23 protein-coding genes are annotated in these 25,163 nt (G+C 35.2%); 7 read left to right on the top strand and 16 right to left on the bottom strand.

From position 1 onward, the window contains the following. Positions 1–145: 145 nt before the first annotated feature. Both SBO79_RS09335 and SBO79_RS09330 read right to left on the bottom strand, forming a co-directional pair. Entirely contained in the window at positions 146–1,519 is a 1,374-nt protein-coding gene (locus tag SBO79_RS09335; RefSeq protein ID WP_318640151.1) for an MBL fold metallo-hydrolase RNA specificity domain-containing protein, read from the bottom strand. Further along, a complete protein-coding gene (locus tag SBO79_RS09330) occupies positions 1,506–2,372 on the bottom strand; it encodes an ATP cone domain-containing protein (RefSeq protein ID WP_318640150.1) in 867 nt (288 codons plus the stop codon). Before SBO79_RS09330 ends, SBO79_RS09335 begins: the two co-directional genes overlap by 14 nt. 199 nt (positions 2,373–2,571) lie before the next feature. Between SBO79_RS09330 and SBO79_RS09325 the strand changes: the two genes are divergently transcribed. After that, a complete protein-coding gene (locus SBO79_RS09325; RefSeq protein ID WP_318640149.1) occupies positions 2,572–3,186 on the top strand; it encodes a T9SS type A sorting domain-containing protein in 615 nt (204 codons plus the stop codon). Positions 3,187–3,280: 94 nt separating this feature from the next. On the opposite strand, the gene SBO79_RS09320 is transcribed toward SBO79_RS09325, so the two are convergent. Both SBO79_RS09320 and SBO79_RS09315 read right to left on the bottom strand, forming a co-directional pair. Next, positions 3,281–4,237 carry an ADP-ribosylglycohydrolase family protein gene (locus SBO79_RS09320; RefSeq protein WP_318640148.1) on the bottom strand — a complete coding sequence of 319 codons (957 nt, stop codon included), beginning with the start codon at positions 4,235–4,237 and terminating at the stop codon, positions 3,281–3,283. 32 nt (positions 4,238–4,269) lie between these two features. Beyond that, positions 4,270–4,809, bottom strand: coding sequence for a L,D-transpeptidase family protein (locus SBO79_RS09315; protein WP_318640147.1), 540 nt, complete (start codon positions 4,807–4,809; stop codon positions 4,270–4,272). 588 nt (positions 4,810–5,397) lie between these two features. On the opposite strand from SBO79_RS09315, the gene SBO79_RS09310 reads away from it, so the two are divergent. Together SBO79_RS09310 and SBO79_RS09305 are read left to right on the top strand one after the other, a co-directional pair. Continuing rightward, positions 5,398–5,655, top strand: a complete 258-nt coding sequence (locus tag SBO79_RS09310) for a hypothetical protein (RefSeq protein ID WP_318640146.1) — start codon at positions 5,398–5,400, stop codon at positions 5,653–5,655. Between the two features lie 227 nt (positions 5,656–5,882). Beyond that, positions 5,883–8,021 (top strand): catalase, encoded by a 2,139-nt coding sequence (locus SBO79_RS09305; protein ID WP_406600231.1) that lies wholly within the window; start codon positions 5,883–5,885, stop codon positions 8,019–8,021. A 599-nt stretch (positions 8,022–8,620) separates the two neighbouring features. Here SBO79_RS09305 and SBO79_RS09300 read toward each other — a convergent pair. From SBO79_RS09300 to SBO79_RS09280, 5 genes are all read right to left on the bottom strand, one after another. Then, the gene (locus tag SBO79_RS09300) at positions 8,621–10,399 is read right to left on the bottom strand and encodes an ABC transporter ATP-binding protein (protein WP_318640145.1); all 1,779 of its coding nucleotides are present in this window, start codon (positions 10,397–10,399) and stop codon (positions 8,621–8,623) included. A 250-nt stretch (positions 10,400–10,649) separates the two neighbouring features. After that, positions 10,650–11,213, bottom strand: a complete 564-nt coding sequence (locus tag SBO79_RS09295) for a DUF6642 family protein (RefSeq protein WP_318640144.1) — start codon at positions 11,211–11,213, stop codon at positions 10,650–10,652. A gap of 597 nt (positions 11,214–11,810) precedes the next feature. Further along, on the bottom strand, positions 11,811–12,680 hold the full coding sequence (locus tag SBO79_RS09290; RefSeq protein ID WP_318640143.1) for an IS3 family transposase: 870 nt from the start codon (positions 12,678–12,680) through the stop codon (positions 11,811–11,813). Further along, complete coding sequence (locus SBO79_RS09285) at positions 12,680–13,114, bottom strand: transposase (RefSeq protein WP_318640142.1); 435 nt, start codon at positions 13,112–13,114, stop codon at positions 12,680–12,682. The genes SBO79_RS09290 and SBO79_RS09285 overlap by 1 nt, the downstream gene beginning before the upstream one ends. Positions 13,115–14,399: 1,285 nt before the next feature. After that, positions 14,400–14,723: a hypothetical protein gene (locus SBO79_RS09280; RefSeq protein ID WP_318640141.1), complete on the bottom strand. Its 324-nt coding sequence runs from the start codon at positions 14,721–14,723 to the stop codon at positions 14,400–14,402. Between the two features lie 384 nt (positions 14,724–15,107). On the opposite strand from SBO79_RS09280, the gene SBO79_RS09275 reads away from it, so the two are divergent. Beyond that, positions 15,108–15,764: a YciE/YciF ferroxidase family protein gene (locus tag SBO79_RS09275; RefSeq protein ID WP_318640140.1), complete on the top strand. Its 657-nt coding sequence runs from the start codon at positions 15,108–15,110 to the stop codon at positions 15,762–15,764. A 77-nt stretch (positions 15,765–15,841) separates the two neighbouring features. On the opposite strand, the gene SBO79_RS09270 is transcribed toward SBO79_RS09275, so the two are convergent. Beyond that, positions 15,842–16,804, bottom strand: coding sequence for a hypothetical protein (locus SBO79_RS09270; protein ID WP_318640139.1), 963 nt, complete (start codon positions 16,802–16,804; stop codon positions 15,842–15,844). Positions 16,805–16,931: 127 nt separating this feature from the next. Between SBO79_RS09270 and SBO79_RS09265 the strand changes: the two genes are divergently transcribed. Both SBO79_RS09265 and SBO79_RS09260 read left to right on the top strand, forming a co-directional pair. Further along, positions 16,932–18,326 (top strand): sensor histidine kinase, encoded by a 1,395-nt coding sequence (locus SBO79_RS09265; RefSeq protein WP_318640138.1) that lies wholly within the window; start codon positions 16,932–16,934, stop codon positions 18,324–18,326. Positions 18,327–18,385: 59 nt separating this feature from the next. Beyond that, positions 18,386–19,069, top strand: coding sequence for a response regulator transcription factor (locus SBO79_RS09260; protein WP_318640137.1), 684 nt, complete (start codon positions 18,386–18,388; stop codon positions 19,067–19,069). Between the two features lie 86 nt (positions 19,070–19,155). Here the strand turns inward: SBO79_RS09260 and SBO79_RS09255 are convergent, their stop codons facing one another. After that, a complete protein-coding gene (locus SBO79_RS09255; RefSeq protein WP_318640136.1) occupies positions 19,156–19,332 on the bottom strand; it encodes a hypothetical protein in 177 nt (58 codons plus the stop codon). A 371-nt stretch (positions 19,333–19,703) separates the two neighbouring features. Here SBO79_RS09255 and SBO79_RS09250 point away from each other — a divergent pair, with 371 nt between their 5' ends. Further along, the gene (locus SBO79_RS09250) at positions 19,704–20,765 is read left to right on the top strand and encodes an AI-2E family transporter (protein WP_318640135.1); all 1,062 of its coding nucleotides are present in this window, start codon (positions 19,704–19,706) and stop codon (positions 20,763–20,765) included. An 11-nt stretch (positions 20,766–20,776) separates the two neighbouring features. Here SBO79_RS09250 and nhaA read toward each other — a convergent pair whose 3' ends face one another. From nhaA to SBO79_RS09225, 5 genes are all read right to left on the bottom strand, one after another. After that, positions 20,777–21,928, bottom strand: coding sequence for a Na+/H+ antiporter NhaA (gene nhaA / locus SBO79_RS09245; RefSeq protein WP_318640134.1), 1,152 nt, complete (start codon positions 21,926–21,928; stop codon positions 20,777–20,779). Positions 21,929–22,094: 166 nt separating this feature from the next. Then, a complete protein-coding gene (locus tag SBO79_RS09240; protein ID WP_318640133.1) occupies positions 22,095–23,045 on the bottom strand; it encodes a calcium/sodium antiporter in 951 nt (316 codons plus the stop codon). 266 nt (positions 23,046–23,311) lie between these two features. Next, positions 23,312–23,833, bottom strand: a complete 522-nt coding sequence (locus SBO79_RS09235) for a DUF421 domain-containing protein (RefSeq protein ID WP_318640132.1) — start codon at positions 23,831–23,833, stop codon at positions 23,312–23,314. Positions 23,834–24,182: 349 nt separating this feature from the next. Then, entirely contained in the window at positions 24,183–24,617 is a 435-nt protein-coding gene (locus tag SBO79_RS09230; protein WP_318640131.1) for a DUF1801 domain-containing protein, read from the bottom strand. Between the two features lie 8 nt (positions 24,618–24,625). Beyond that, positions 24,626–25,063: a hypothetical protein gene (locus SBO79_RS09225; protein ID WP_318640130.1), complete on the bottom strand. Its 438-nt coding sequence runs from the start codon at positions 25,061–25,063 to the stop codon at positions 24,626–24,628. Positions 25,064–25,163 lie beyond the last annotated feature (100 nt).

Here is a 25,163-nt window from a genome sequence, read left to right as displayed (position 1 = left end):
TGTACTTTGTTTACAAAGAGTATTATAAGCAAAGTTACGATTCATCAATCAAGGTTTCTACAATAATTTAGACAAATAACAGCTAAAAAACTATCAAAAGACTCTCGGTATTTCTACCATATTTAAAAAGGTTGAGCCACATAAGCTACACCTCCTCAATGCTATAAAGTTGCGGAATTTCCGACTCCCAGCCATACTTTTCTTTAATGCCAATTTGCACAGCCTCTGCTCCTTCTTTTTCACCGTGAATAATAAATATACGTTGCGGCTGTTTTTTTAATTTATTCATCCAGCCAATCAACTCTGCGTGATCAGCGTGTGCTGACAAACCTTCAACTTCGGCCACCTGCATATCAAAAGGCACATACTTTCCGTACACTTTAAGCTCTTTTGCTCCTTCCAATAATTTACGCCCGCGAGTTCCTTCGGCTTGATAGCCCACGAAAAGCAATGTGTTTTCGGCGTATTGTGCTTGAGTTTCTAGGTAATTGAGCATACGTCCGCCCGTTAGCATGCCGCTGCCTGCAATTACAATTTTCGGTTTTTTATCTTGGCGTAATTCCATCGTTTCTTGATAGCTACTTACAATTGTAAAGTGTGAGCACATTTCTTTACATTCGTCATAATCTAGTTTATGCCAATCTTTTGTTCGTTGGAATAATTCTAAAACATCGGCGCCCATTGGACTATCCATGATCATTTGCACCTTGGGAATTTTGTTTTCTTTTACTAATTTCCAGAAAATAAACATCATTAACTGCGCTCGTTCTACTGAGAAACTAGGAACAAATAAACTTCCACCTCTACTAATTGTTTCGTTCACCAATTTTTCTATTTCTGGTAAAGCATCTTCTTCTTCTTGATGGAATCGGCCTCCGTAAGTTGATTCGATAAAGAGCACATCTGCTTTTTTGGGTTTCAAAGGTGTATACAATAAAAAATCATTTACTCTTCCAATATCTCCCGAAAAGACAAAGCGCTTTCCATTAATATCTAGTTCGATAAAAGTTGCCCCCAATATGTGACCGTTGTATTGGAATCGCACTTTTATTCCCAGAAACAACGGAATCCATTGCGCTTGAGGAATTGTCTTAAAATGTGGAATTGTCTTGTCAACATCTGCTATCGTGTATAAAGGTTCTGCCGGGCTATGCTTAGAATACCCCTCCTTATTAGCACGTTCGGCGTCTTGCTCCTGAATTTTGGCACTGTCATACAAAATTATTTTGGCTATCTCCAAAGTTGGATTCGTTCCTAAGATTGGACCCTTAAATCCCTGATTGATTAATCGTGGCAAATAACCTGTGTGATCCATGTGGCCATGCGTTAATAGTACTATATCAATATTCTCAACATTTACTGGCGGATACTCCCAATTTTTAAGTCGTAGTTCTTTCAGACCTTGAAAAAGTCCACAGTCTACTAAAATCTTTTTTTCGCCTGTATCAATTAAATATTTTGAGCCAGTTACTGTGCCTGCAGCACCTAAAAAGTGAATTCGTATTTTATCGTTTTTCATTATAAAGTAGTTTAACTGGTTTGCATAATTCTTCTAAATCCTCTAGTATATTATGAACTCTTCCTTGGCCGATGCCTACTTGCTCTAATAAAAGTGGGTTTTCCAAGAGTTCATTGCAGATCACAACGCCTTTGTCTAGTAATTGGGTCTTCTCATTCTTTGTCAAAGATGTTATTGCGGTAATTGGATGTAATCCCGAACGGTCTATTCTTTCACGAAGTCCATTTCCTGGTGGATAATCCCAACTTGTCAATCCTAAACCCGCACAAGTCCCGTAACTGATAGCATCGGAGGTAAATCTAGTATTTGTGTAAACCCAACCTTTATATTGTTTTGACTGCTGATCAGGCTGTTTTTTCCATTCGGTCTTTACGTCGATAAATCTTGATTGGATATACAACGGCACTTTTACATCACAAAATCGACCTTGATCACTATGATACTTGCACTCTATCATAAAATGATTTTTATCCTTTTGAGCGATCACATCTACTTCGTGCTGTACGCAATGTCCCTGCACCGTTACTCCCACTTCTGTGAAAAAGCCTTCGTAGGATAATAACTTGCCCACTAAGTTTTCAAAAGGAAATCCTGAAGGACCTAATTGCATCAAGGCTTTTTTAAGTTTATACTTTGACGCACTTACTCTCGATGTACCTTTTAGCATTTTATATGCCATCTTGTAAACTTGCTTTGTGGTCATTCCTTCCCGAAGATTACTTTCTACTTCCGCTGCTATTTTTAGAATTAATCGCTCATCTACTGCTGATCTTCTAAGCGAATTTTTTAGCTTGTTTAAATCGAATTCCTCTATTTCGCCAGAATGCTTTACTATATTGATCGTTTCTTTCATTGGGGTGGTTGTTTTAAAGCCATTTAGGTAGATAAATTCTTAAAAATTATTTGCTTCTCTACTCATAGAAATAGCTTTCAATTAAAATAAAACTAATAGTGATAGGCATATTATCTTCTAATTTACGTCATTATAGACATCTAAAGCTATATATTAGATTTATTAAATTTCTTACGCCGATATTTTAAACGCAACGATTATGAAAAAAGCTCTACTCCTATTACTTTTTATTGTTTTTAACCACAATTTGCAAGCGCAAACACCAAATATTGGTCAATATTCAACCGCTGAAGTGGTTGAGGGAGGAATTCAGATAAGTATTGATGTGTTTACGATGATGGCGACAAGTTATTTAGGACACACCTACACAGTCGAAGATAATCTTCTAAAAGTTACGGCTTGTTACCATGAGACTATTCTCGCGATGCCTAGTGATTATACGATAGAAATATTTATTCCAATTGCAAATCCGGAGTTGTATAATATTGAGATATATCACTATAATTCTTTGGTATCGGAAGAGTGTGATTATAATAGTCTTTTCGATAGCAGTTTTATTCCGTTGCATACTGCAAATTTCGAACAAGACTCACAAAATGTATTATTGTTTCCAAATCCAGCCAAGGATCAATTTGAAATACAGTCTGAAGTTCTTGAAATCAACTCGGTCAAATTCTACAATTTACTAGGACAATTAGTAAAAAGTTCTAAAGTTTTGAAGAATGATGTTTCAGAATTAGCAAACGGAATTTATATCTTGTTGCTCGAAACAGAAAATAGAATTTTAACAAGAAGACTGCTAATAGACAAGTAATTAAAAAATTGGCTCCCCATCAGAAACGCCTTCCAACTGTTAAAAGCTTATAGTATTTTTGGATTAGAACACAAAATATTGAAAAAAGCATTTTCTAATTTCTGTCAAATATAATCTTGTCAGCAAATCTTTCTGCCAAATCTTCGATGTCATCTTTTCTTGCAAGCAGATTTAGCCAGGTTTTAGGAATAGATTCAAAGCCATAAAGAAGTCCTGCCACACCTCCTGTAACTGCGGCTGTGGTGTCAGTATCATCACCAAGATTTACCGCTTTTAAAACTGCTTCGTGGTAATTGTCTGTTGTGAGTAAACACCAAATGGTTGCTTCGAGAGTGTGTAGTACATAACCGCTACTAGAAATAACATTTGACTCTAACTCATATATATTATTTTCTAAAAGTCGGTTAAATAAATTAATTTCGACTGGTTCAGTTGATATTGAGTTTAGAAAGTCGGGAACTTCACTTTGCAATTTTTTATAAATTTCAAATTTGTCAGTTCCTCGAATAATATGCCTTGCAAATTCTAGATAGTAGAAGCATGAAACGACAGACCGAATATGGCCGTGAGTGATCGAAGAAATTTGTTTTGTGATCTCAAACCTTTCTGCAATTGGTTTATCGATAATATAGAAGACTAATGGAAGAATTCTCATCAGTGAGCCGTTGCCATTTGACGAAACATCAATTCCCCCAGCGTGCTCCGCTTGAACTCCGCGTGCAAGTTTGTCAATCGCTTGCCTAGTGGCAATACCAATATCAAAAACGTCGCCTCTTGCTGTCCAATAATTTTCATAAAACCACTTTATGAAATTTCGAGCTATAATATCTAGATCAAAATCTTCAGTCAAAGCTTCGGCAAGGCAAAAAGTTAAGGAACTATCGTCAGAGAAAGTGCCGGGCGGTAAATTGTAGGTACCAAAGCCAGTCATATCTAAAACGGGATTTTCACTGATTGCTTCTCTACTTTTAAACTCTACCGGAACACCAAGCGCATCGCCAATTGCAACTCCAAATAATGCCGATTTTATATTGTATCTCAAGTCGTTCATAGTTATCAAGTCAGTTTTGCTTTATTAGGATCTTATTCTCTTCCGATTTTGCTAGGTTTAATTTCGATTTGTGTTCCTACCTTTACTGCGCGATACAGTTCGTCAATCTCTTGATCCGTAAGTGCTATACAGCCCAAAGTCCAATCGGTCCAACGGTGAAATTTACCAATATATCCCGTTTTATTGCGTAGTCCGTGAATTTTGATGTCGCCGCCAGTAGGTTTTCCCAATCGTTTAGAATTTGCAATATCTACTTTATTAGGATATGACACGCCAAGATTTTTATGGTAACCACTATGGGGATTTTTATCATTTATTGTGTAAAGTCCCTCTGGCGTTTTTTTGTCCCCTTCAAATTCTTTATGACCAACTGGGTTTTTGCCAAGTGATATTTTGTACGTCTTAATAAGTTCGCCGTTTGAAAAAGCCAACAATTGCCTTTTGGATTTATATACAAGTAGTTTGTCAATCTCAATATTGTCAGGAACCTTTTGTTCTGGATAAAAGTAATAGGCAGATAAGCCTAAAATAATCAAAGGGATTGATGCGAGGATTAATTTACTTCTGCTCATTGAGTTGTGCGTATTTCATAAGTATTAAAATGATTTCTGAGCTCCTCTTCCCGATCTATATCCTAATATAAAATAAATCGACTTTCAAATTACCAATCACTCTTTATTAGATAGAAATCCATTCGACAAAATATTTTGATTTCGACAATGTATTATTGTAAAAATAGGATTTTTATCTTTAAAAAATAGCAGTAAAATTAGCTCATAGAAGTTGTGCTAAATTTTGATTTAGATCTTTAATATGTTTCAAACGCGAGTCTCGCGGCAGGGACAGGAGCGGCATCCTTTGCTGCTTCACGAAATGTACTAAATTATCGTAAAGCACGAAGATTTCTTATATAAATAGTCCTTCTAGCAGCAAAGATACAGTGGATGGCCCGGTTGTGGCTGTAATTGCGTTACCGTATAATTTCAATATTACGGAGGTCTTCAAACGCAAATATAGCCACAAGCCGCCCAAAATAAAAAACGTGATAAAAACTAAAAAATAGGAATTTTGATACTAATCTTAAAAATTGTATAAAGCTATATATCAACGTCTTCGATAATTTTAGCATTAGAAAATAATAACTTAAAAACTAAAAAATTATGGGTATTATCAAAAACGATCATTCAGAAGGACCTATTGCAAAGAAAATTGAACAACAAACGGCTAAATTACCATCAGATTTATTTTTATGGGCGGCGGTTGGATCGATGGCAGCCTCTGCTACTCTGAAAGTTTTAGGAAAAGGGACAACATCTCTATTTGTAGGACAATGGGCAACTTCCTTCTTACTATTAGGAATTTATAACAAAATAGTAAAAGTTGAAGGCAGCGATGCCAACGACGAAGCTGGACAATAATCCACTTGCTACCACATAGAAAACCTGCCATGGCGGGTTTTTTTATGTATAAGTTGCGCGGGTTGAAATTGCATTTTTTACAAAACCTGTAACTGGATTTGTAAATTTCTCAACACAATAGCTATAATATATGCAATTGTAAAATCGCTCGGTAAATTGCACCAACAACCACACAAAACACTACAATCAATAATTTAGCACTATCACAACCACAAAAACATAACAGAATGGACAATAAATCAGACAAAGCAAAAGATTCAGCAAAAATCACTCAACTCCGTGATGATATGACTGATGCAACTGGAAAACCACTAACTACGCGACAAGGATTAAAGGTTAATGACACCAATAATTCGCTCAAATCAGGACCTCGAGGCTCGACATTGTTGGAGGATTTTCTATTGCGCGAAAAAATTACAAGTTTCGACCATGAACGAATTCCAGAGCGAATTGTACATGCGCGAGGCAGCGGCGCTCATGGCGTTTTTGAACTTTATAAGCCTCAAGGAGAATTTACTAAAGCGGGAATTTTTAATGATACCTCAAGAAAAACTCCTGTATTTGTTCGGTTTTCAACGGTAGCGGGATCAAAAGGATCTACAGATTTGGCAAGAGATGTGCGCGGATTCGCGGTGAAATTTTATACCGAAGAAGGAACGTGGGATTTAATTGGAAACAATATGCCGATTTTCTTTATTCAAGATGCAATGAAATTTCCAGATCTTGTACATGCGGTAAAGCCGGAGCCAAATAAGGAAATTCCACAAGCAGCTTCGGCTCACGATACTTTTTACGACTTCGTTTCGCTAACTCCAGAAACACTTCACAACCAAATTTGGGTGATGAGCGACCGCGCGATCCCGAGAAGTTTGCGAATGATGGAAGGTTTCGGGATTCATACCTACCGACTTATTAATGAAAAAGGTGAAGCACATTTTGTGAAGTTTCACTGGAAACCAGTTTTGGGTGTTCACTCAGTAACTTGGGACGAAGCGGTGAAAATTAGCGGTGCAGATTCTGATTTTCACCGTCGTGATTTATGGGATGCAATTGATTCAGGACAGTTTCCGGAATGGGAACTTGGTTTCCAGATTGTTCCCGAAGCCGACGAGCATAAGTATGAATTTGACTTGCTTGATCCTACCAAATTAATTCCTGAGGAGATGGTGCCTGTCACGATTGTTGGGAAAATGACTTTGAATAGAAATCCTGAAAACTTCTTTGCCGAAACCGAGCAGGTCGCTTTCTTGCCTGGAAATATTGTTCCAGGAATCGATTTTTCTAATGATCCGCTTCTTCAAGGTAGATTATTCTCCTACCGCGACACTCAATTGTCTCGTTTAGGATCCCCTAATTTTCATCAAATTCCAATCAATAAACCAATTGTGGAAGTTCACAATAATCAGCGCGACGGTCAGATGCAGATGAGCATTCCGAAGGGCAATACGGCATATTTTCCAAATACCTTGGGTGGCGGTTGTCCGCACATGTCCAAAGTTTCGGATGGTGCTTTTGAGTCGTATGCCGAGCGCATTGATTCGAATAAAATTCGTACAAGATCCGAGAGTTTTATTGACTTCTTTTCGCAGCCTGCATTATTTTACCGCAGTTTGCAGAAGTGGGAACAACAACACGTTATGGAAGCGTACGCTTTTGAACTAGGAAAATGTACGCATCAACATATTCAGGAGCGAATGCTTTGGATGGTTAATGAAATTAATGAGGATTTGGCGGCACAAGTTGCAAAGAAACTAGGTCTCAAAGTCCCAGATACCATTGAACAACCTATAAATCAGGCGATTTCTGCTGATTGTAATGTGGAAGATTTCCAACCTGGAAAAGCCAAAAATTATTTGGACAAATCGCCAGCATTGAGTCAGGATAAGTCAAAATTTGATACGATTGCCACCCGTCAGATTGCGTGTTTGATGGCTGATGGTTTTAGTATGAAAGACTTTGATGCTATGAAAAAAACACTTGAAGCGAAGCATGCAGTTGTAAAAATTATTGCTCCTCACGGTGGCACAATTACTTGTGATACTGGGATGGAACACAAGGTTGATGCTGCAATTGCCACTACCGAAAGTGTGCTTTTTGACGCCATCTACATTCCTGGTGGACAGAAATCTATCGATGGTCTCAAAGCCGAAAAGAAATATGTGAAATTTATCAATGAAGCCTTGAAACATTGCAAAGCAATTGCTGCCGATAATGAAGGTGAAGACATGCTAAATAAGACTTTCGTGTCTGATTTTAAGGATGACAAAGCGATTTTGATTAACGCCGATGCACAGAAATTTGTCGATGCTATTGCCAAGCACAGAAATTGGGATCGTATGGAGCGAGCAAGTGATTTGCCAGTTTAAAAATTTTAAAGGATATGTTTTTAAAATGTGCAGGCTTTTTGTCTGCACATTTTTTTTGTTATTTTTCTATTGAAATTAAATTGTTAAATATCACTATTTTTTTTTGGGCGCGATCCTTTGGGTCAGGCTTTCCGCTGTATCTTTTCTGGCAAAAAAGCCAGAAAAGGATGCCGCTGCAATCCTTCGCGCAGTTACTGTTGAAATTTACGAAATGGGATTTTTAATTTACGAAGTACGATTTACGAAGTACCATTTACGAAGTACCATTTACGAAGTACCATTTACGAAGTATCATTTACGAAGTACCATTTACGAAGTACGATTTACGAAATACGAAATACGACTTACGAATATCATTGGGGGCAAAGTTTGGCAAGCGAAATAGGAAAGCTCGTAAGCAGTAATAAGAAATTGATCAATGTAATTTAATCGGCAGTTGGCATTACAGATGCAAGTACGCAATCGGCAGAATAATTTATTACTAAATTTTTGACTTTACTTTATTCACGCGAAAAAATTAAGGACGCGATTAATTCGTTCCTCGCCATAAAACTCGTTTTTATTATAATCGCAATTACAAGAGGTTATGAATATTAAAATTATCGTATCGTTTCAGAGATTTTTTCGATATTTAGACTATTTGCCAGGGCATTGAAAATTTCGTAGTAAGTACTTTCGTTTTTGTATAATTCATCGTGAGTTCCTTGTTCTATAACAGTTCCCTGCTTCAATACGACCACATTTTCAGCATCGATAATTTGCGAGATACTGTGCGAGATAATAATCACAGTTCTATCTTTTTTTATGGCGTCAAGACTTTTCTTAATTTCCTGAGTGGCAATTGCATCCAAACTTGCAGTTGGTTCGTCCAGAATAATTATCGGCGGATTTTTTAGGAATAGCCTTGCTATGGAAATACGTTGTTGTTGACCTCCGGAGAGCTGATCGGCTTTTGAGTTATAACCTTTTGGTAAATTCATGATCTGCTCATGTATATAAGCTTTCTTGGCGGCAGCCACAATTTCTTCGTGAGTAGCATCTTGATTTCCGTACCTAATATTTTCAGAAACCGTATCATTAAAAATATGATTTCGTTGTAATACTAGTCCGATATTGTCGCGCAACCACTGAGTGTCGAATTTCTGTAAATCGATTCCGTCAAGGAGTATTTCGCCAGAATTGGGTTCATAAAATTTATCAAGTAGGTTCACCAATGTGCTCTTCCCTGCTCCACTGAGCCCAACCAAAGCAGTGATCGTATTTGCCGGAACTGTAAACGAAACATTGTTAAGCGCATGAACGCCATTTGGATAAGTGAATTCGACATCTTTGACCGTAAAGTTTCCAACTACCTTTTCGGGAATATAAGTACCGCTTGGTTCTTTTTGATTTTCGGCGTCGAGGATTTCAAAAAATCCTTCGGAGTAAATTATTGCATCGTTTACCTCGTCATAAATTCGTTGCAATTGTCGGATTGGTGCTGAAACATTGGCGAAAAGCATTACGTGAAACATAATAGCTCCGACGGTCATACTTCCGTTTAATACTAAATAGACAGTCAAAATAATAATCGCTACCAATCCAAATTGTTCTAAGAAAGACTTTAATCCGTCAAACAAAAAACTTATTTGACGCGTTTTCATTTGATTTTCAGTCATATCAAATTGAATCTTTTCATGTCTACCAGCTTCAGATTTTTCTCGATTGAAAGATTTTATTACAGTGATTGATTCGATGAGTCCGATAATTCTATTGTTCTTGGATTCGCGGTAATCACGCATACTGCGTCGGAAACCTCCAAGTTTGTCCGCTTGACGTGCGCTGACATAAAAGTAAATTGGGATTATCATCACACTGACTAATCCGACATACACATTGGCAATAAACATCGCAATCAGTGCAATAATCGCATTTGCAAACAGTGGAAAAATATCAATAAAAAGGTTGCGAACTAGCCTGGTTAAGCTGGAAACGCCGAGATCAATTCGCGTTTGTAATTTTCCGCTTTCATTTTCGGTAGCGGTATAGAATGCCATCCTATAGGTTAGAATCCTTTCTACAATTAACTGCGAAATATCTCTTGTAACATAAATTCGCAATTTTTCACCAAAGAACTTTTGCCCATATTGGACTAGGGCATACACCAATTCCTTAACCAGAAGTACAACACTTATCATTATCAAAAGCTTCGTACCATCCTGAATTAATTTCTCTCCGGTAGTCATCAATGCTAGCTCATCCACAGTGTAGCGTAAAACATACGCATTTACCTGCGCCATAAATGATCCGATGAGAGTCAGAAATAGGGTGATCATTACCCACTTTTGGTAAGGCTTAACGAAGAAACGAAGGCGTTTAAAAAGTTGAATTAAATTCACTAGAAAATTATTTGTCTTGGAACTTCAAGATAAAAAATAATTTAGAAACTTGAGGACATTAAATTTTATATTTAAGAAATCTATAGGACTTTGTGAATTGGAGATTTGGAAAAAGAAAATGGATGTTAGCACAAACAAGAGGATGTTTCACAAATCTTTGAAAGTAGTATGAATTTTGGGAAATGATTTATCTACTGGTGGAAAGTAAAAATATTGAAATATACACTATTAACTCAGCTATTTGCGTGCGTTAATAGTACAATCTAAAATCTAGAAGTTTACACAAATTGTAATGCTTTTGAAACAACTCTTCAACCACTTCTTTCAGGTCGTCATTTTCTTGATATAAGGAAAAGAATGCTCTGTCAATTGTATTTGTACTTGCGATGGAATTATAGGAAGATCCGTAACCTGAGACAGCCCGAGCTCCTGTTACATCTAGAAAGTATTGGGATTCTTCGGCGGTTAAATCCAATATTTTTCTGTTGGCAAAATGAATTACTTTCCCCTTCATCTTACCTTCAAATAGTTCGGCGATTTCTTCAAAACTATAGAAATAATCATTCAAGCAAATAGTATTCGATTCGCCCGGCATCACTAGATAAATTATTTCGTAATCTTTAAAATCGTGATCATCATAAAGCAAAGTTCCCAAACTTTCTTCCAAACTTTCGATGGTGTCGCAGGATTTGTAAATACTAGCGATACCTTGTTCCAAAGCGATTTCTTCTAAAGTTTTAACTACTTCGGTGGTTGTAACAGTGTCAATGTCTGAAACTCCTTCTAGGCAGAAAATAAATTTCTCAGTATCCATATAAGTACTCTTTCGGTTTTTTTAAGAGACAAAATTGTCTATTTAGTGTGCTGAACAAATATATTTTTTAAAGATTTAAAACTATGCTTTCGGTGTGATTTTAACGTTGATTTTTTGAATTCTACGATCAACTGAAGAAATCAGGAGTAATTTTATTAACTGAATTTCAGTTTACATTTTCAGTATTTTTCAGTATTTTTCAGTCTATTTTAATAGCTTTTGACAGCTTTTGACAGCTTCCGGTAGAATGATGTAAGTTTATATAAGTAAAACTGACGAAGATAATTGCCTTAATCTAGCTGTATACTTCTCTTTTTCATTTCATCCTCACTCTGCTTTCTGAATTTTTGGGTTTTCTCTAAAGCAACTTTATCAGCAACAACTTCCCCAAGCTATTCGCGGATTAACTCCATTAAAAAACTCTGTGATAATCTACAGCATTATTTTTTACTCCCGCAGATCCCGCAGATAAACTCATAAAAAAACTCTGTAATAATCCGACAGCATTATTTTTTACTCCCGCAGATCCCGCAGATATTCGCAGATAAATGTCTAGTCCTAAATAAGCGATACAGATTATTAGACAAAAATATTTAATTAAACACTTGCAAAATCATTTTCGCAAGTGTTTTTTTTTGTTTTATAGGTTCTCATTTTAATTATGTTCTGCAAATGCATTTGGTTAGGAGTTAGCATATAATTAGAATAATGTGGTCGTAGTTCATTGTAAGTGTCAATTGATTCCTTAACCAGGCTCTTCATTAGATTCAATTTTAGATTGTATTTGTCAATCATAAATTCCTGTTTTAATATCCCATTGATTCTTTCGGCCACGGCGTTTTCGTACGGATCTGAGTTCTGTGTCATACTAGCTACTATTCCATTTTTTCTTAAGATCTTTTGATAATCCTTTGCGCAATATTGTAGGCCTCTATCCGAGTGATGAATTAGTGGAACTTGCTTGCTTTTCCTTTGTTTAATTGCCATCCTCAATGCTAATGCGCTGCTTTCAGTATTCATATTATCGGCAACGTAGTGTCCCATAATCTTCTTAGAATATGCATCGGTAATGATGCTTAAATAACAAGGATTTTCTCTTCTGCCTATGTATGTTATATCAGAGACCCATACTTGATCAGGTCTGTTTATTTCTAAACCAAGGACTTGATTTTTATGTTTTCTAAAGTGATGATGTGAGTTAGTTGTGATGTGATAGCTGCGTCTAGGCTGGATTAGTAAGTGATTAGCCCTTAATATATTAAATAATTTATCCCTGCCTATTTTTAATGGTTTCAATTGATCCTTTAAAAGATGGTACGATTTCTTTGTACCAAGTCTGGGCATAGATTTCCTAATATATAGAACCATCGATACAACTTCAATTGCTTTAGACTCTTTTACGGACTTTCTTTTAATATTTCGATAATAAACCTGTCTGTCTACCCCGAACAAATTACAGGCGAACACTACTGTTTGGTGTTCTTGCTCTTTAAAATTGTCGATTGTTCGGGTGAGGAGTTTTTTCGTATATCAATTTTATATTCTTTCTCAGCGAGATCAATCATCATATCGAAAATGATTGCTTTTTTATCTGCAACAAAAGCTTGGTGTTCCAAAAGCGACTTCTGCTTCTCCAGTAGTTTTACTTTGGCTTCAAGCTCCATTACCTTCTGTTCTGGTGACTTTGTCATAGTAGTTGGTATTTGATTCTCCCAATCAAAGTTACCGAATTTTCGCAACCAATTAAGAACCGTACTATGACTTTGTATCCCATATTCTTTGGTTACTTCAGAAATAGACCGAGATCCTTTCTCTATTTCTTGAACAATTTGTAATTTAAAAGACATAGTGTAGTCTTTCTGTGTGCGCTTGATGTAGCGGTTTCCCTGATCTTCTTTCATAATGATACATTTTGTGTATCGCTATTTCAGGACGGGACAAAATGCATAAATAAAAAACTGCGATAATCCGACAGCATTGTTTTTCAATCCCGCAGATATTCGCAGATAAATGAATAGATAAAAAGCTGCGATAATCCGACAGTATTATTTTATACTCCCGCAGATCTCCCAGATATTCGCGGATTAACTCCATTAAAAAACTCTGTGATAATCTACAGCATTATTTTTTACCCCCGCAGATCCCGGAGATATTCGCAGATTAACTCATAAATAAAAAATTGCGAAAATTCGACAGCATTATTTTTTACTGCCGCAGATCTCGCAGATATTCGCAGATTAGGTCGTAAAAAAACTCTGCGATAATCGACAGCATTATTTTTTACTGCCGCAGATCACGCAGATATTCGCAGATTAGCTCCATAAAAAGCTGCGATAATCCGACAGCATTATTTTTTACTCCCGCAGATCCCGCAGATATTCGCAGATTAACTCATAAATAAAAAATTGCGATAATCCGACAGCAATATTTTTCAATCTCGCAGATATTCGCGGATTAACTCATAAAAAAACTCTATGATAATCCGACAGTTTTATTTTTCAATCCCGCAGATCTCCCAGATATTCGCGGATTAACTCCATTAAAAAACTCTGTGATAATCTACAGCATTATTTTTTACCCCCGCAGATCCCGGAGATATTCGCAGATTAACTCATAAATAAAAAACTGCGATAATCCGACAGCATTGTTTTTCAATCCCGCAGATATTCGCAGATATTCGCGGATTAATTCATAAAAAAACTCTGCTATAATCCGACAGCATTATTTTTTACTCCCGCAGATCCCTCAGATATTTGCAGATTAACTCATAAAAAAGCTTTGCGATAATCGACAGCATTACTTTTTACTATCTCAGATTCCGCAGATATTCGCAGATTAACTCATAAAAAAACTCTGCGAAAATTCGACAGCATTATTTTTTACTCCCGCAGATCACGCAGATATTCGCAGATAAATGCATAAATAAAAAACTGTGATAATCGACAGCAATATTTTTCAATCCCGCAGATCACGCAGATATTCGCAGATTAGGTCGTAAAAAAACTCTGCAATAATCCGACAGCTTTATTTTTAACTGGCGGACATCTCGCAGATATTCGCGGATTAACTCATAAAAAAACTCTATGATAATCCGACAGTTTTACTTTTCAATCCCGCAGATCCCGCAGATATTCGCAGATAAATGCATAAATAAAAAACTGCGATAATCAGCGAAATCATCGAGAACTATCTAAATTTATAATCAAAAGTCGTAAAAAAGAATTTGTCAAATTCAGTTGGTAAAAAATTCACATCGTACGTTTGATTTTCGATAAAGTCTTTTAGCTTTTCATACGGCAGGTTGTCCTTTACTTCAAGATTTGTAATTTCAAGTTTTCCATTCTGATCTATATACCCTTTCAATAAAAGATGAAAATAATTATAATTCACATCTTCACGTTCGTGACTTTTTAAGGCTTTAAGACCAAATTTCACAGCAATTAAAACGGCTAGATTTTTCCCGTTCTTCAATTTGGAAAAATGAGAATCATTATCTGTAGGTGTTGCCATCATTTTATGCTCCGTAAGATTCTTAAAATCCGTTGTAAACTACACTAGCAAGTTAAGGTTTCTTAATTACTAATAATCTTTTTGAATTGGATTTCTATGATGATTGAATAATATCTTGGACACCGCTATTTTGCGGCAGGGATGGTCGCGGCATCCTTTACTGCTCCCCGATTATTTGTTTTAGAAACTTTATTTATTGGAGCAGTAAAGATACAGCAGACAGCCCGGTGCTGCGCAGCCGCCCAAAAAAAAAGATCCTTGAAAATGCCCGTTTAATGTCTACTATTTACTTAAGTGTGGAAGTAATAAATTTTTACAAAAATTATGTAAGATGGTAAAAGGATGACTTTTATAATTTTATAATTCAATAAAAAAAATAGTACTATGAAAACTACGGACAAAAAAGATACCAAAGAAACCGAAAAAAAAGCAACTTCAGCTACAACTAAAACTGCAAGCAAAACTGCCGAAAAATCTACAGCAAAATCTGACTCTAAGTCGACTTCTACTGCCAAAAGCGGAGGAAAAGAAGTGAAAGCAAAGAAAAGTGCTGCAGAAGATTTGAGAGAATTCTTTGTTGATGCATTAAAAGATATTTATTGGGCAGAAAAAGCATTGACCAAAGCGTTGCCAAAAATGTCAAAAAATGCCACTAGCAAGAAACTAATTGAAGCGTTAAATTCGCATCTAACCGAAACGGAAGGTCAGATAGAAAGACTACAACAAGTATTTGAAATGATTGGTGAGAAAGCGGTTGCCAAAAAATGTGAGGCAATGGCGGGACTGATTAAAGAAGGGGAAGAAATCCTTGAAGAAACTGAGCCAGGAGCTGTACGTGACGCTGGAATTATCGCGGCATCTCAAAAAATTGAACACTACGAGATTGCGACTTACGGTACTCTTTGTGCTTACGCAAAAACGCTAGGTGAAATTAAAGCAGGAAAATTATTGCACGAATCTCTAGAAGAAGAAAAAGCAGCAGATAAAACATTGACAGAAGCGGCTTATAATGACATTAATTTTGATGCTGCAGAAGCATAATTCAAATTTTGTGAACTTGAAAAAAGGTGGTAATTACAAATTACCACCTTTTTATTGTTGTTATCCTAAGCAAACAATTATTTTAAGTTAATGCACCTCTCCCACCACTTTTGCCATTTTCTGGATATACGGTCAGAATTGTTTTTTTCATTCTCTGATAGAAAATCAGGCCTACTATCTAAGTCGCAGTCAAATTCAATACTCAATTTTCTTTCTCGAATAACTTCAATTTGGAAAAAATCATTAAATACTCGGTTGGAGTCAGCAGTTTTATAATATACCAAAATTGGGATTTTTAAAGACAGCAAATTATCACGTTGCGGAAGTGAAAAACTAAAAATTGCTTTTGAAGTTTCTAATTGATTGTATTGAATTTCTGTTGATTTAGACACAACTCCGCTATAGTCAAGCAAAATTTCTTTCGAAGTTTGATAGCTATTTTGATTTAATTTATTCTCTTGCAACTGATTCGCGAAGTTTCCGTAGGGATTTCCTCGTGAATAGATTAGATGCGTGATTTTCTTATTTAATGTCGCCATTTTTACGGCAATCGAACTTCCTTCGCCTTCACCAACAACTAAAAGTTTAGAAGTTTTTGCCCAGCGGTATTTAAACAATTGTTTTAAAATTGAATTATTTCGAAAAACGTAATAATCCAAATAATTTCTATCCGAATATCCTCTTGGCGGAATTCGGTTTTCGAAATCTTTTAGAAATAGGAAGTCTGTAGATAACTTGTCGACATTACTGATAACAGGAATAAAAGGTTTTCCGACAATCGCGATGTGGAAATCACTAAGAAATAATTGCTCATCAAAGGGCAGAATATCGTAAAGTCCTTTTTCAGAATATTTAATTACAGGCTTGGGCAAACTATCTTGACAATATAGAAAAAGTGGTTTGGCAATGCGCTCTTCTCCTATTTTTGAAATTACAATTACATCCACTGGATCGTCGAGGTATTTTAATTTTATATGACGAAAACCAAAATCTTCAGGAACTTTTTGGGCGGCAGCATAAATTTTAGATATTAGTAGCATAGAGATATAATTTTAAAACATTTTCTATTTTCAACGATTACAAATTTGCATTAAAGACGTAGAATTGAAGGTTAATGCAGGGTTAACACAGGGTTAATCTATTTTTCCATTGATAAAAAATGTATTTTTGAAGAGTATTTATAACTTTATGAAGCAGAAGATCAATTTACTTATCGTTGGATCGGCAGCCGTTTTAATTGGGCTGATTGCAATGCAATTCTATCTTGTAAAGACTGCATATGAATATAAAGTGGAGCAGTTTCGATTGGAAATTAAAGAGCGTATTGCTAGTATCACCAACGATTACAGCGATATTGATTCGAAGATTTTTGTCAAAAAAGATATTTATTATAAGGAACTAGCAGAACATTTTTTGCTAAATCACACAACTACAAAAGAGCAAATAAAACAATCAATTCTACAGAATAATTTCAAAAAGGAATTAACTGAAAAGCTTCAAGAGGAATTTCGAAAAGAAATGCCCGATTTGGAAATGGATTTCGCGATTGTGTTGGATAAATTTGTACTCTACAACAATGCTGAAGCAGATACTATTTTTGCTGAACAACCCCTGATTACAAATAAGGTTTTTGGGAATTTAGCATCACTTGAAGACGCATTTATGGTCCGAAATTACGTTGGTACTACCAGCGGCGTATTTAAATCTACAGTTGGAAATGTCTCTTATAAATTACTGACCGAAGACACTTTGTTTGTTTCAATAAAAAATTGGGAGATAATTGTTTTGAAAAGAATGATATTGATCTTTTCATTGGCGGTATGCTTTATTTTAATTCTTACACTTCTATTTGTAATTACGTTGAAATCTTTGATACAACAAAAGAAAATAAGTAATATCAAAACTGATTTTATTAATAACATTACCCACGAGTTAAAAACGCCATTGGCAACATTATCCGTTTCGACAAAATTGCTCAGTCGACCTCAAATAAAAGAAAATTTCGAAAGTTTTGATGGACTTTTAGAAACCATCAATAGACAAAATACTCGTCTACAAAGTCTGATAGATCAAGTGATGACAAATGCTTTGGGTTATAATGATATCGATTTAAATAAAGAAAAAGTTCTAATGGCGAATTTTCTGAATGAGATAATCGACGATTTCCAAATTGCTTTTCCAAATGTGTTAATCAAAACTGACTTTAAAAATCTTTCGGCAACCCTAAATCTGGATAAATTTCATCTTACCACGGCAATTACGAATGTATTAGAAAACGCAGTTAAATATGGCTGTCATAATATATTGGTTTCCTGTTCTATGCACGATTCTAAGTTCTGCATTGCGATTCAAGACGATGGAATTGGGATATCAAAACAAAATCAGTTGGTATTATTTGATAAATTTTATCGCGTACAGCAAGGCGATATTCATACTACAAAAGGATTGGGGCTTGGATTATATTATGTGCAACAGATTGTAAAAGCGCATCACGGCAGTATTCAGATTGTAAGTGATTTGGGCAAGGGAGCGACTTTTAATCTATCAATTCCAGCCTCTTGACACTTGACTTTGCTATTGTAACTATTTTTTTAAATTATCAATATTCAACTATTTAGGAAATGAAAAAAATTCTTTTGGCAGAAGACGATGCAGATTTTGCAAAAGTTTTAAAGCAGTACTTAGAGCTTTTCGACTTTAGAGTACATTGGGTTACCGATGGTGAAATGGCTTTTGATGCTTTTAAAAAAGAACTATTCGACTTTTGTATATTGGATGTGATGATGCCAAAAATGGATGGATTTACCCTTGCCGAAAAAATCGTGAATCAAAATCCTGAAGTTCCATTTCTGTTTCTGACTGCTAAGAAATTAAAAGAAGATAAAATTCGCGGACTTAAATTAGGCGCTGATGATTATATATTAAAACCTTTTGAAGCGGACGAACTTGTTTTACGAATTCAGAATATTTTGAAAAGAAGTGAGAAGGCAATTCAAATACTTTCTCAAAATCAGAAAATTGCGATTGGAAAATTCATTTTTGATGCCGAAAGATTGACCTTGACTTGTATTGATTCTAAACAGCAACTAACAGAAAAAGAAGCTGCTCTCCTCCTATTCTTATTCGAAAACAAAAATCAGTTGATCAAGCGAGAAGTAATCTTAAAGGCAATTTGGAACACCGACGATTTCTTTTCTGGCCGAAGTATGGATGTTTTTATTAGTCGACTGCGAAAATATCTCAAAGAAGATAAATCGATAAGTATTAAAAGTAGGCGAAATTTAGGATTGGAGTTTGTTTGCTAGCTGTTATCTATCAGCCTTTAGCTATCAGCTGTTAGCTTTTAGCTCTTAAGTTAATAACACAACTAAAGAAATATTTAAACTTTCTACTATTTCCTAGTCTTAAAATGCTGTGTTAGCGCCAAAATAAATATCGCGACCGCTATTCCAGTAAAAACATATGAAAGCATTTGATAATCTGATTCTACGAATTTCGACAGAAAGATAAAAGCTGTTGAGAGAAGATACAGATATAATGGCTTCGCATCTTTAATAGATTGTTTCATTTTCGAAATTTTAAAAACGTCAAATATAGGGAAAGTCTTTTTTAAAAGATGAACTTTTATTTTGTAGAATTTTTCGAAGAGAATTTGTTGCTGTATATATAACTGCAACATTTAGATGTGTTGTCAATGAAATTAATTTTCGGTACTAAAACTAGACAGTAAATTTTTTGCATAATCGCTGACAAAGAGAATTCAACGCAACTATTTAGTAAAACATGCTTACTAGAACTAGATTTGAAGTAAATGCAATATAGATTTCTCGTGAAACAGTCTAATAAATTCTACGAATCACTAATTTTTTTTATGAAAATTTGTATCTTTAAAACTACCCATCGTTGGTGCATTGCTCATCAATTCTTAAAAATTAACTTATGCAACAAGATCCAAGAAAAGATTATAATATATCACCACTAAAATACTCAACTAAAATATGGATTGCCTCGGGAATAGTAACGCTAATTGTGGTTATCTTGTTACTTTTCAAAACACTTTTTAGTCTTCTCCTTTTAGTTTTGGCGGGGGTATTAATGAGCGTTTACTTTCACGGATGCTCTTCTCTTATCTACAATAAATTTAAAATCGGAAAAACCTTTTCGCTTGTGCTAGCCATTCTATTAAACTTGATTATAATCAGTCTATTCTTATGGTTTGTGGGCGCTCGACTAAGTTCTCAAATAGATCAACTTTCTAATACTTTACCGCAAACATTGGAACACGCTAAGAAATGGATTAATAGTCAGCCAATGGGATCAAAGGTAATTGACTATGCCACAAATTCGGTTGATTCTGGAAAGGCAAGTGCAACTATCAGTTCATTCTTTTCATCAACATTCGGAATTATCAGCGATTTATATATTGTAATTCTATTGGGAATGTTTTTCACTGCAAGTCCCAGCGTTTACAGACGCGGCTTTATTCATTTAATTCCACCTGCTGGAAAAGAGAAAGCCGCGGAATTATGGGACAGTATAAATACCTTACTGCGCAATTGGCTCAAAGGACAGATTTTTGGATTCTTTTTTATTGCAGTCCTAAGCGGTTTAGGTCTTTGGGCATTAGGCATGCCTTTGGTTCTAACATTAGCATTAATCGCTGGTCTTTTAAATTTCATTCCAAACTTCGGACCAATCATCGCCCTTGTTCCCGCAGTTTTGCTTGGATTAATGCAGGGATCAGATACGGCAATGCTAGTAGTACTTCTTTACACTTTTATTCAAATTATACAAAGTGCCGTGACACAGCCCTTAATTCAAAAAAAAATGGTTAGTGTTCCGCCAGGATTATTAATTTTTGGACAGATAGGAATGGGAACTTTGGCTGGATTTTGGGGTGTTTTACTCGCTACTCCTGTAGTTGCAATAATTATGAAATTAGTTAATCAACTCTACGTTGATAAACAATCTAAAAAGATACTCGAACCTAAAGAGGATTGAAACTTCTGATTTTATACCTCAGACCTTTTTTCCTTGAGCGTTAATCGGAGTACGATAAAACCAGAGAAGCCCGCAATTATAGATGCGACAATAATGGCGATTTTCGAATTATTAATAAGTAATTCATCGCTATAAGCTAAGATTGTAATGAAAATTGACATTGTAAAGCCAATTCCGCTTAGAAGCCCAACACCAATTATATTTTGCCATTTTAGATCTTTTGGCAACGAACAGGCACCTACTGCTACTCCAATAAGTGCAAAAATGATAATTCCTAACGGCTTGCCAAGTACCAATCCGACCATTATTCCGATACTATTGGACTCACCTAATCCACTTTGCCAATCACTTCCAATTGAAATAGCGGTATTAGCGATTGCAAAAAGCGGTAAAATGATAAAAGCAACAGGCTTGTGTAGAAAATGCTGTAATTTGTAGGAAATAGAATTGCTAGACCCGTTTCCAAACGGAATTGCAAAGGCCAACAGAACTCCAGTGATAGTTGCATGAACGCCCGAATTGTACATAAAGTACCACATTGCAACTCCTCCTAATAAGTAAGGCAACAGCTTCTGAACTTTTAAGCGATTAAGTAATAATAAAGCGCCGAAAATACTAAGTGATATTAATAAATTACTCCAAATTAAAGTTTTTGTGTAAAACAACGCTATCACAATAATTGCTACAAGATCGTCAATGACTGCGACCGCGGTTAGAAAGATTTTGAGAGAGTTTGGTACTCGGTTTCCTAGCAGTGAAAGGATTCCAATTGCAAATGCAATATCTGTTGCCATCGGAATTCCAGCTCCAGATTGAGTTGGAGTTCCGTAATTAAATATCAAAAATATTGCTGCTGGAATTAAAAACCCTCCAAACGACGAGATAATTGGAAATGACGCATTCTTTAAATCAGAAAGCTCACCAATGTAAATCTCCCGTTCCAATTCCAGGCCAATCAACAAGAAAAATATTGCCATCAAAGCATCATTAATCCAGTGCGTTATACTATGTCCACCAACATCATATTGCCAGAAATTGATATACGGATCTTGCATCGCAGAATTTGCCAATACCAAGGATAATACTGTTGCAATAAGCAAAATAATCCCTGCCGATTTCTCGCTTTCGTAAAATTCCTTGAAAAGAGTTGTGAGTTTGACCATAATACTACAGAATTGTTATTATTTATAAATAATATTAAATTTAAATAACATTTCGATAAATATACTACAGATTTTATAATATATCGTCAACTATAAGCCAACTTCCTATTAATATTTGAAGGTGTTTTAAAAGTTTTAGATGCCGTCTGATGCTGAACTTTTTCAATTATAATTCCTGTGCTACAAGGAAGGAAGTATAAGAAACATAAAAAGCGAGAAGAATAAATCCGTGCCATCTTGTTACTTTTTTTGATTTTCCAATTAAAACTGCAGCCAATACAAAGGCTGTCCCTCCAATCAAAATATAGAGATCTGTATTAAAGTTGATATTGTATTCGAGGGGACTTATCAATATACTAATTGGTAAAATAAGTAGAATATTAAAGATATTTGATCCTAAGATATTTCCAATTGCAATATCGCTGTTTTTCTTAAACGCTGCCACAACAGAGGTTACGAGTTCGGGAAGTGAAGTTCCAGCCGCTATAATTGTAAGGCCTATGATTTTCTGACTAACGCCCATATCAGTTGCAATTACAATTGCATTGTCTACCACTAATTTACCGCCCAAAATTAATCCTGCCAAACCAATTACAATTAAGAACAGAATTTTGCCATTGGATTTTGGAACAAATTCGCCAGCAGGTAAATCAGATTTTAATTGTTTAAACATATAAAATAAGAAACCCAAGAAAATTAGCAGTAAAATGCCGGCTTCCCATCTAGAAATTGTTGGATTAGCATTCATCCAAAAATTATTGGCGAATAACAGCACAAGTACCGTGATAATTAAGGATATTGGAATTTCCTTCTGAATAGTATTTAGCTGAATGTAGAGTGGATAAATAAGACTCGCAATTCCTAAGGTAATAAAGAGATTAAAATTATTACTCCCTACAATATTTCCCATTACAATGTCAGAAAAACCGCCTACTGCCGCCACGCTGTTTACTACTAATTCTGGTGCCGACGTTCCAAAAGCAACAATAGTAAATCCGATTACAAGGTCTGAGATATTTTTTTTCTTAGCAAATGATGAGGCGCCATCAACAAGCCAATTTGCGCCATAAATTAATCCAACAAACCCAATTATAATTAGAAGTATAGAAAGTGTCATAGAAATTTTGTTGCTTGGTCTTAAGTTAAAAATTGAATGAATTGTTTTTGATCAGTAAAAGAGAAAATTGTAGCGTTTCAAATTAATATAGAAATACAACCCAGCCAATTTTCAATTTTCGAAGATAGACACCCAGGTTAGTAAGCAACTAATATTTATGAAATTTTTATCAATTTTGTAAATAACAAGATTTTTATAAAAAGTACCGAAATAAATTTCAAATATTTTGAAAAATAAGCTAGAATTTCAGTTTCTTTTTGAAAACTTTACTTTTTTACTCCTTGCAAAATCCATTTTTCTACTTCCAGATCTGCATCATTATTGTGTAATACCGAAAGATCGCCCGTGCTTTCTAAAATAACTGCTTTAACTTGACTCAAATGCACCACATTTGACATTCTTAATTTGGACCGTAAATCGTCTTCCGTCACCCTAGCACTCTTTAAATTCTCATACAATATTGTACTTCCTTCCATTAGAAGCAATGGTTGATTGTCAATGATTTTGTGCACAATTGCGTACCTTCTAAAGTAAGCAATGGCAGTTTGTAAGAAAAAAATCGCTGCTAAAGATACTATTGTTACCGCCGGTGTAATGTCATCTAGCAAAATTCCACTGGCAATTATAGATCCAATGGCAATAGTGGAAGCAAAATCGAAGCTAGACATTTTACTAAAACTCCTCTTGCCGGACAATCTCGTTAGAACTATCACCACAATAAAAATGATTATTGTTGCTAGAATTATCGCTACTGTTTTTTCTATGGTAATACCGAAAAATTTTTCCATAATAATATTTTTTACTAATATAGTGTTTTCAGTAAATTTTAAAATTCTAAAATTTTAGGCTTCATTTATAAAATTGATCAATACCACTAATAATGTGCAATAATAGTACGGCACTGCCTTGCAAAATTAATTTGAACATTCTAATTAATATAGAATAAAAGGCTTTTGCCAAAAACATTCAGATCGCTCAAAATTAGTTGAGCGAAAATTTAATTTGTTCTCGTCCGAAATATTTAATTTTTCGAAGCTGTAATTAAAATGCATTTACTTCGCTCAACAATATCAACTATTGTTTTACTTTATTTTGGCCAAAGCCATACTATTCTACGATGTTCACTTTACCACGCACCTATTTCCTACAACTGCATTCATGATATTCGTTAATATAAGCAATGGATGTTTGGCTAATTTGTTCGAGAATTGGAATTTTTATATCTTCTAATTTTTTGATGTATATACAAGACTTCCCCATTTTAAACTTCCCTAGCTGCTCTAAAAGCTTTTCATTTTCGGTCGTTTGCGAATAAACATACAGCGAGAACGCAGTTTTACGTGGCGAAAAACCGATAAGTGGTGCATCTCCTTCGTGACCACTATCATACGTATAATGATAACTACCAAATCCAATGATTGACATTCCCCACATTTTAGGTTCAAAACCGCTCCATCTACTCATTAAGCTCACTAATTGAAAACTCTCCTTTCTTTTCTCTTCATTTTCAACAAAAGAATTTATAAAATCTGCTACTTGAATGTCAGTTTCTACTGTCTTATTTTTCGCCATATTATCAATTATTTTAGCCAATTTCTCTTAGTTGCAAATCCTGCAAACCAAACTAATATTAATGCAAAAATCACCACAATTATAGGCATAGCTACTGCCTGTGCCAAACCGTAAACTTGAATAGAACTGGTAAAACATACATTGTGAATCATTTGTGGAACGACCGCCATAAGCGAGATTACCGCTGCAATTTGCGACCATTTTTTCCTAAAAAGAATCCCTAGAGACGCTAGCAAACCACCCGCAACTGCAGTTGCGAATAATAACACCACCCAAAATGGATATTCGCTATAAAGCGCTCTTTCGTCTGCGGCTAATTTCTGTAACTCATCGTCCGAAATAAATGTGTGTATTATAAAAGATGACAATCCTATTAAATTCCATAGGAAAAGTAGTATAGCTATGGCCCAAAACCATCTAGGTGCTTTTAAATCTATCTGCTGCATAAAGAGTTATTTTGTCTTTTGACTTTAAATTTTAAGATTTTAAAAGTAATCAAAATCTTGCATAATTGTTTAGTTTATTTGAAAAGTCTCTTTAAGGGTT

It is taken from the genome of Flavobacterium ardleyense, from assembly GCF_033547075.1.
GTDB lineage: Bacteria > Bacteroidota > Bacteroidia > Flavobacteriales > Flavobacteriaceae > Flavobacterium > Flavobacterium ardleyense_A.
The sequence above is the reverse complement of the archived record's forward strand: the minus strand, read 5'-3'. Positions and strand labels throughout refer to the sequence as shown.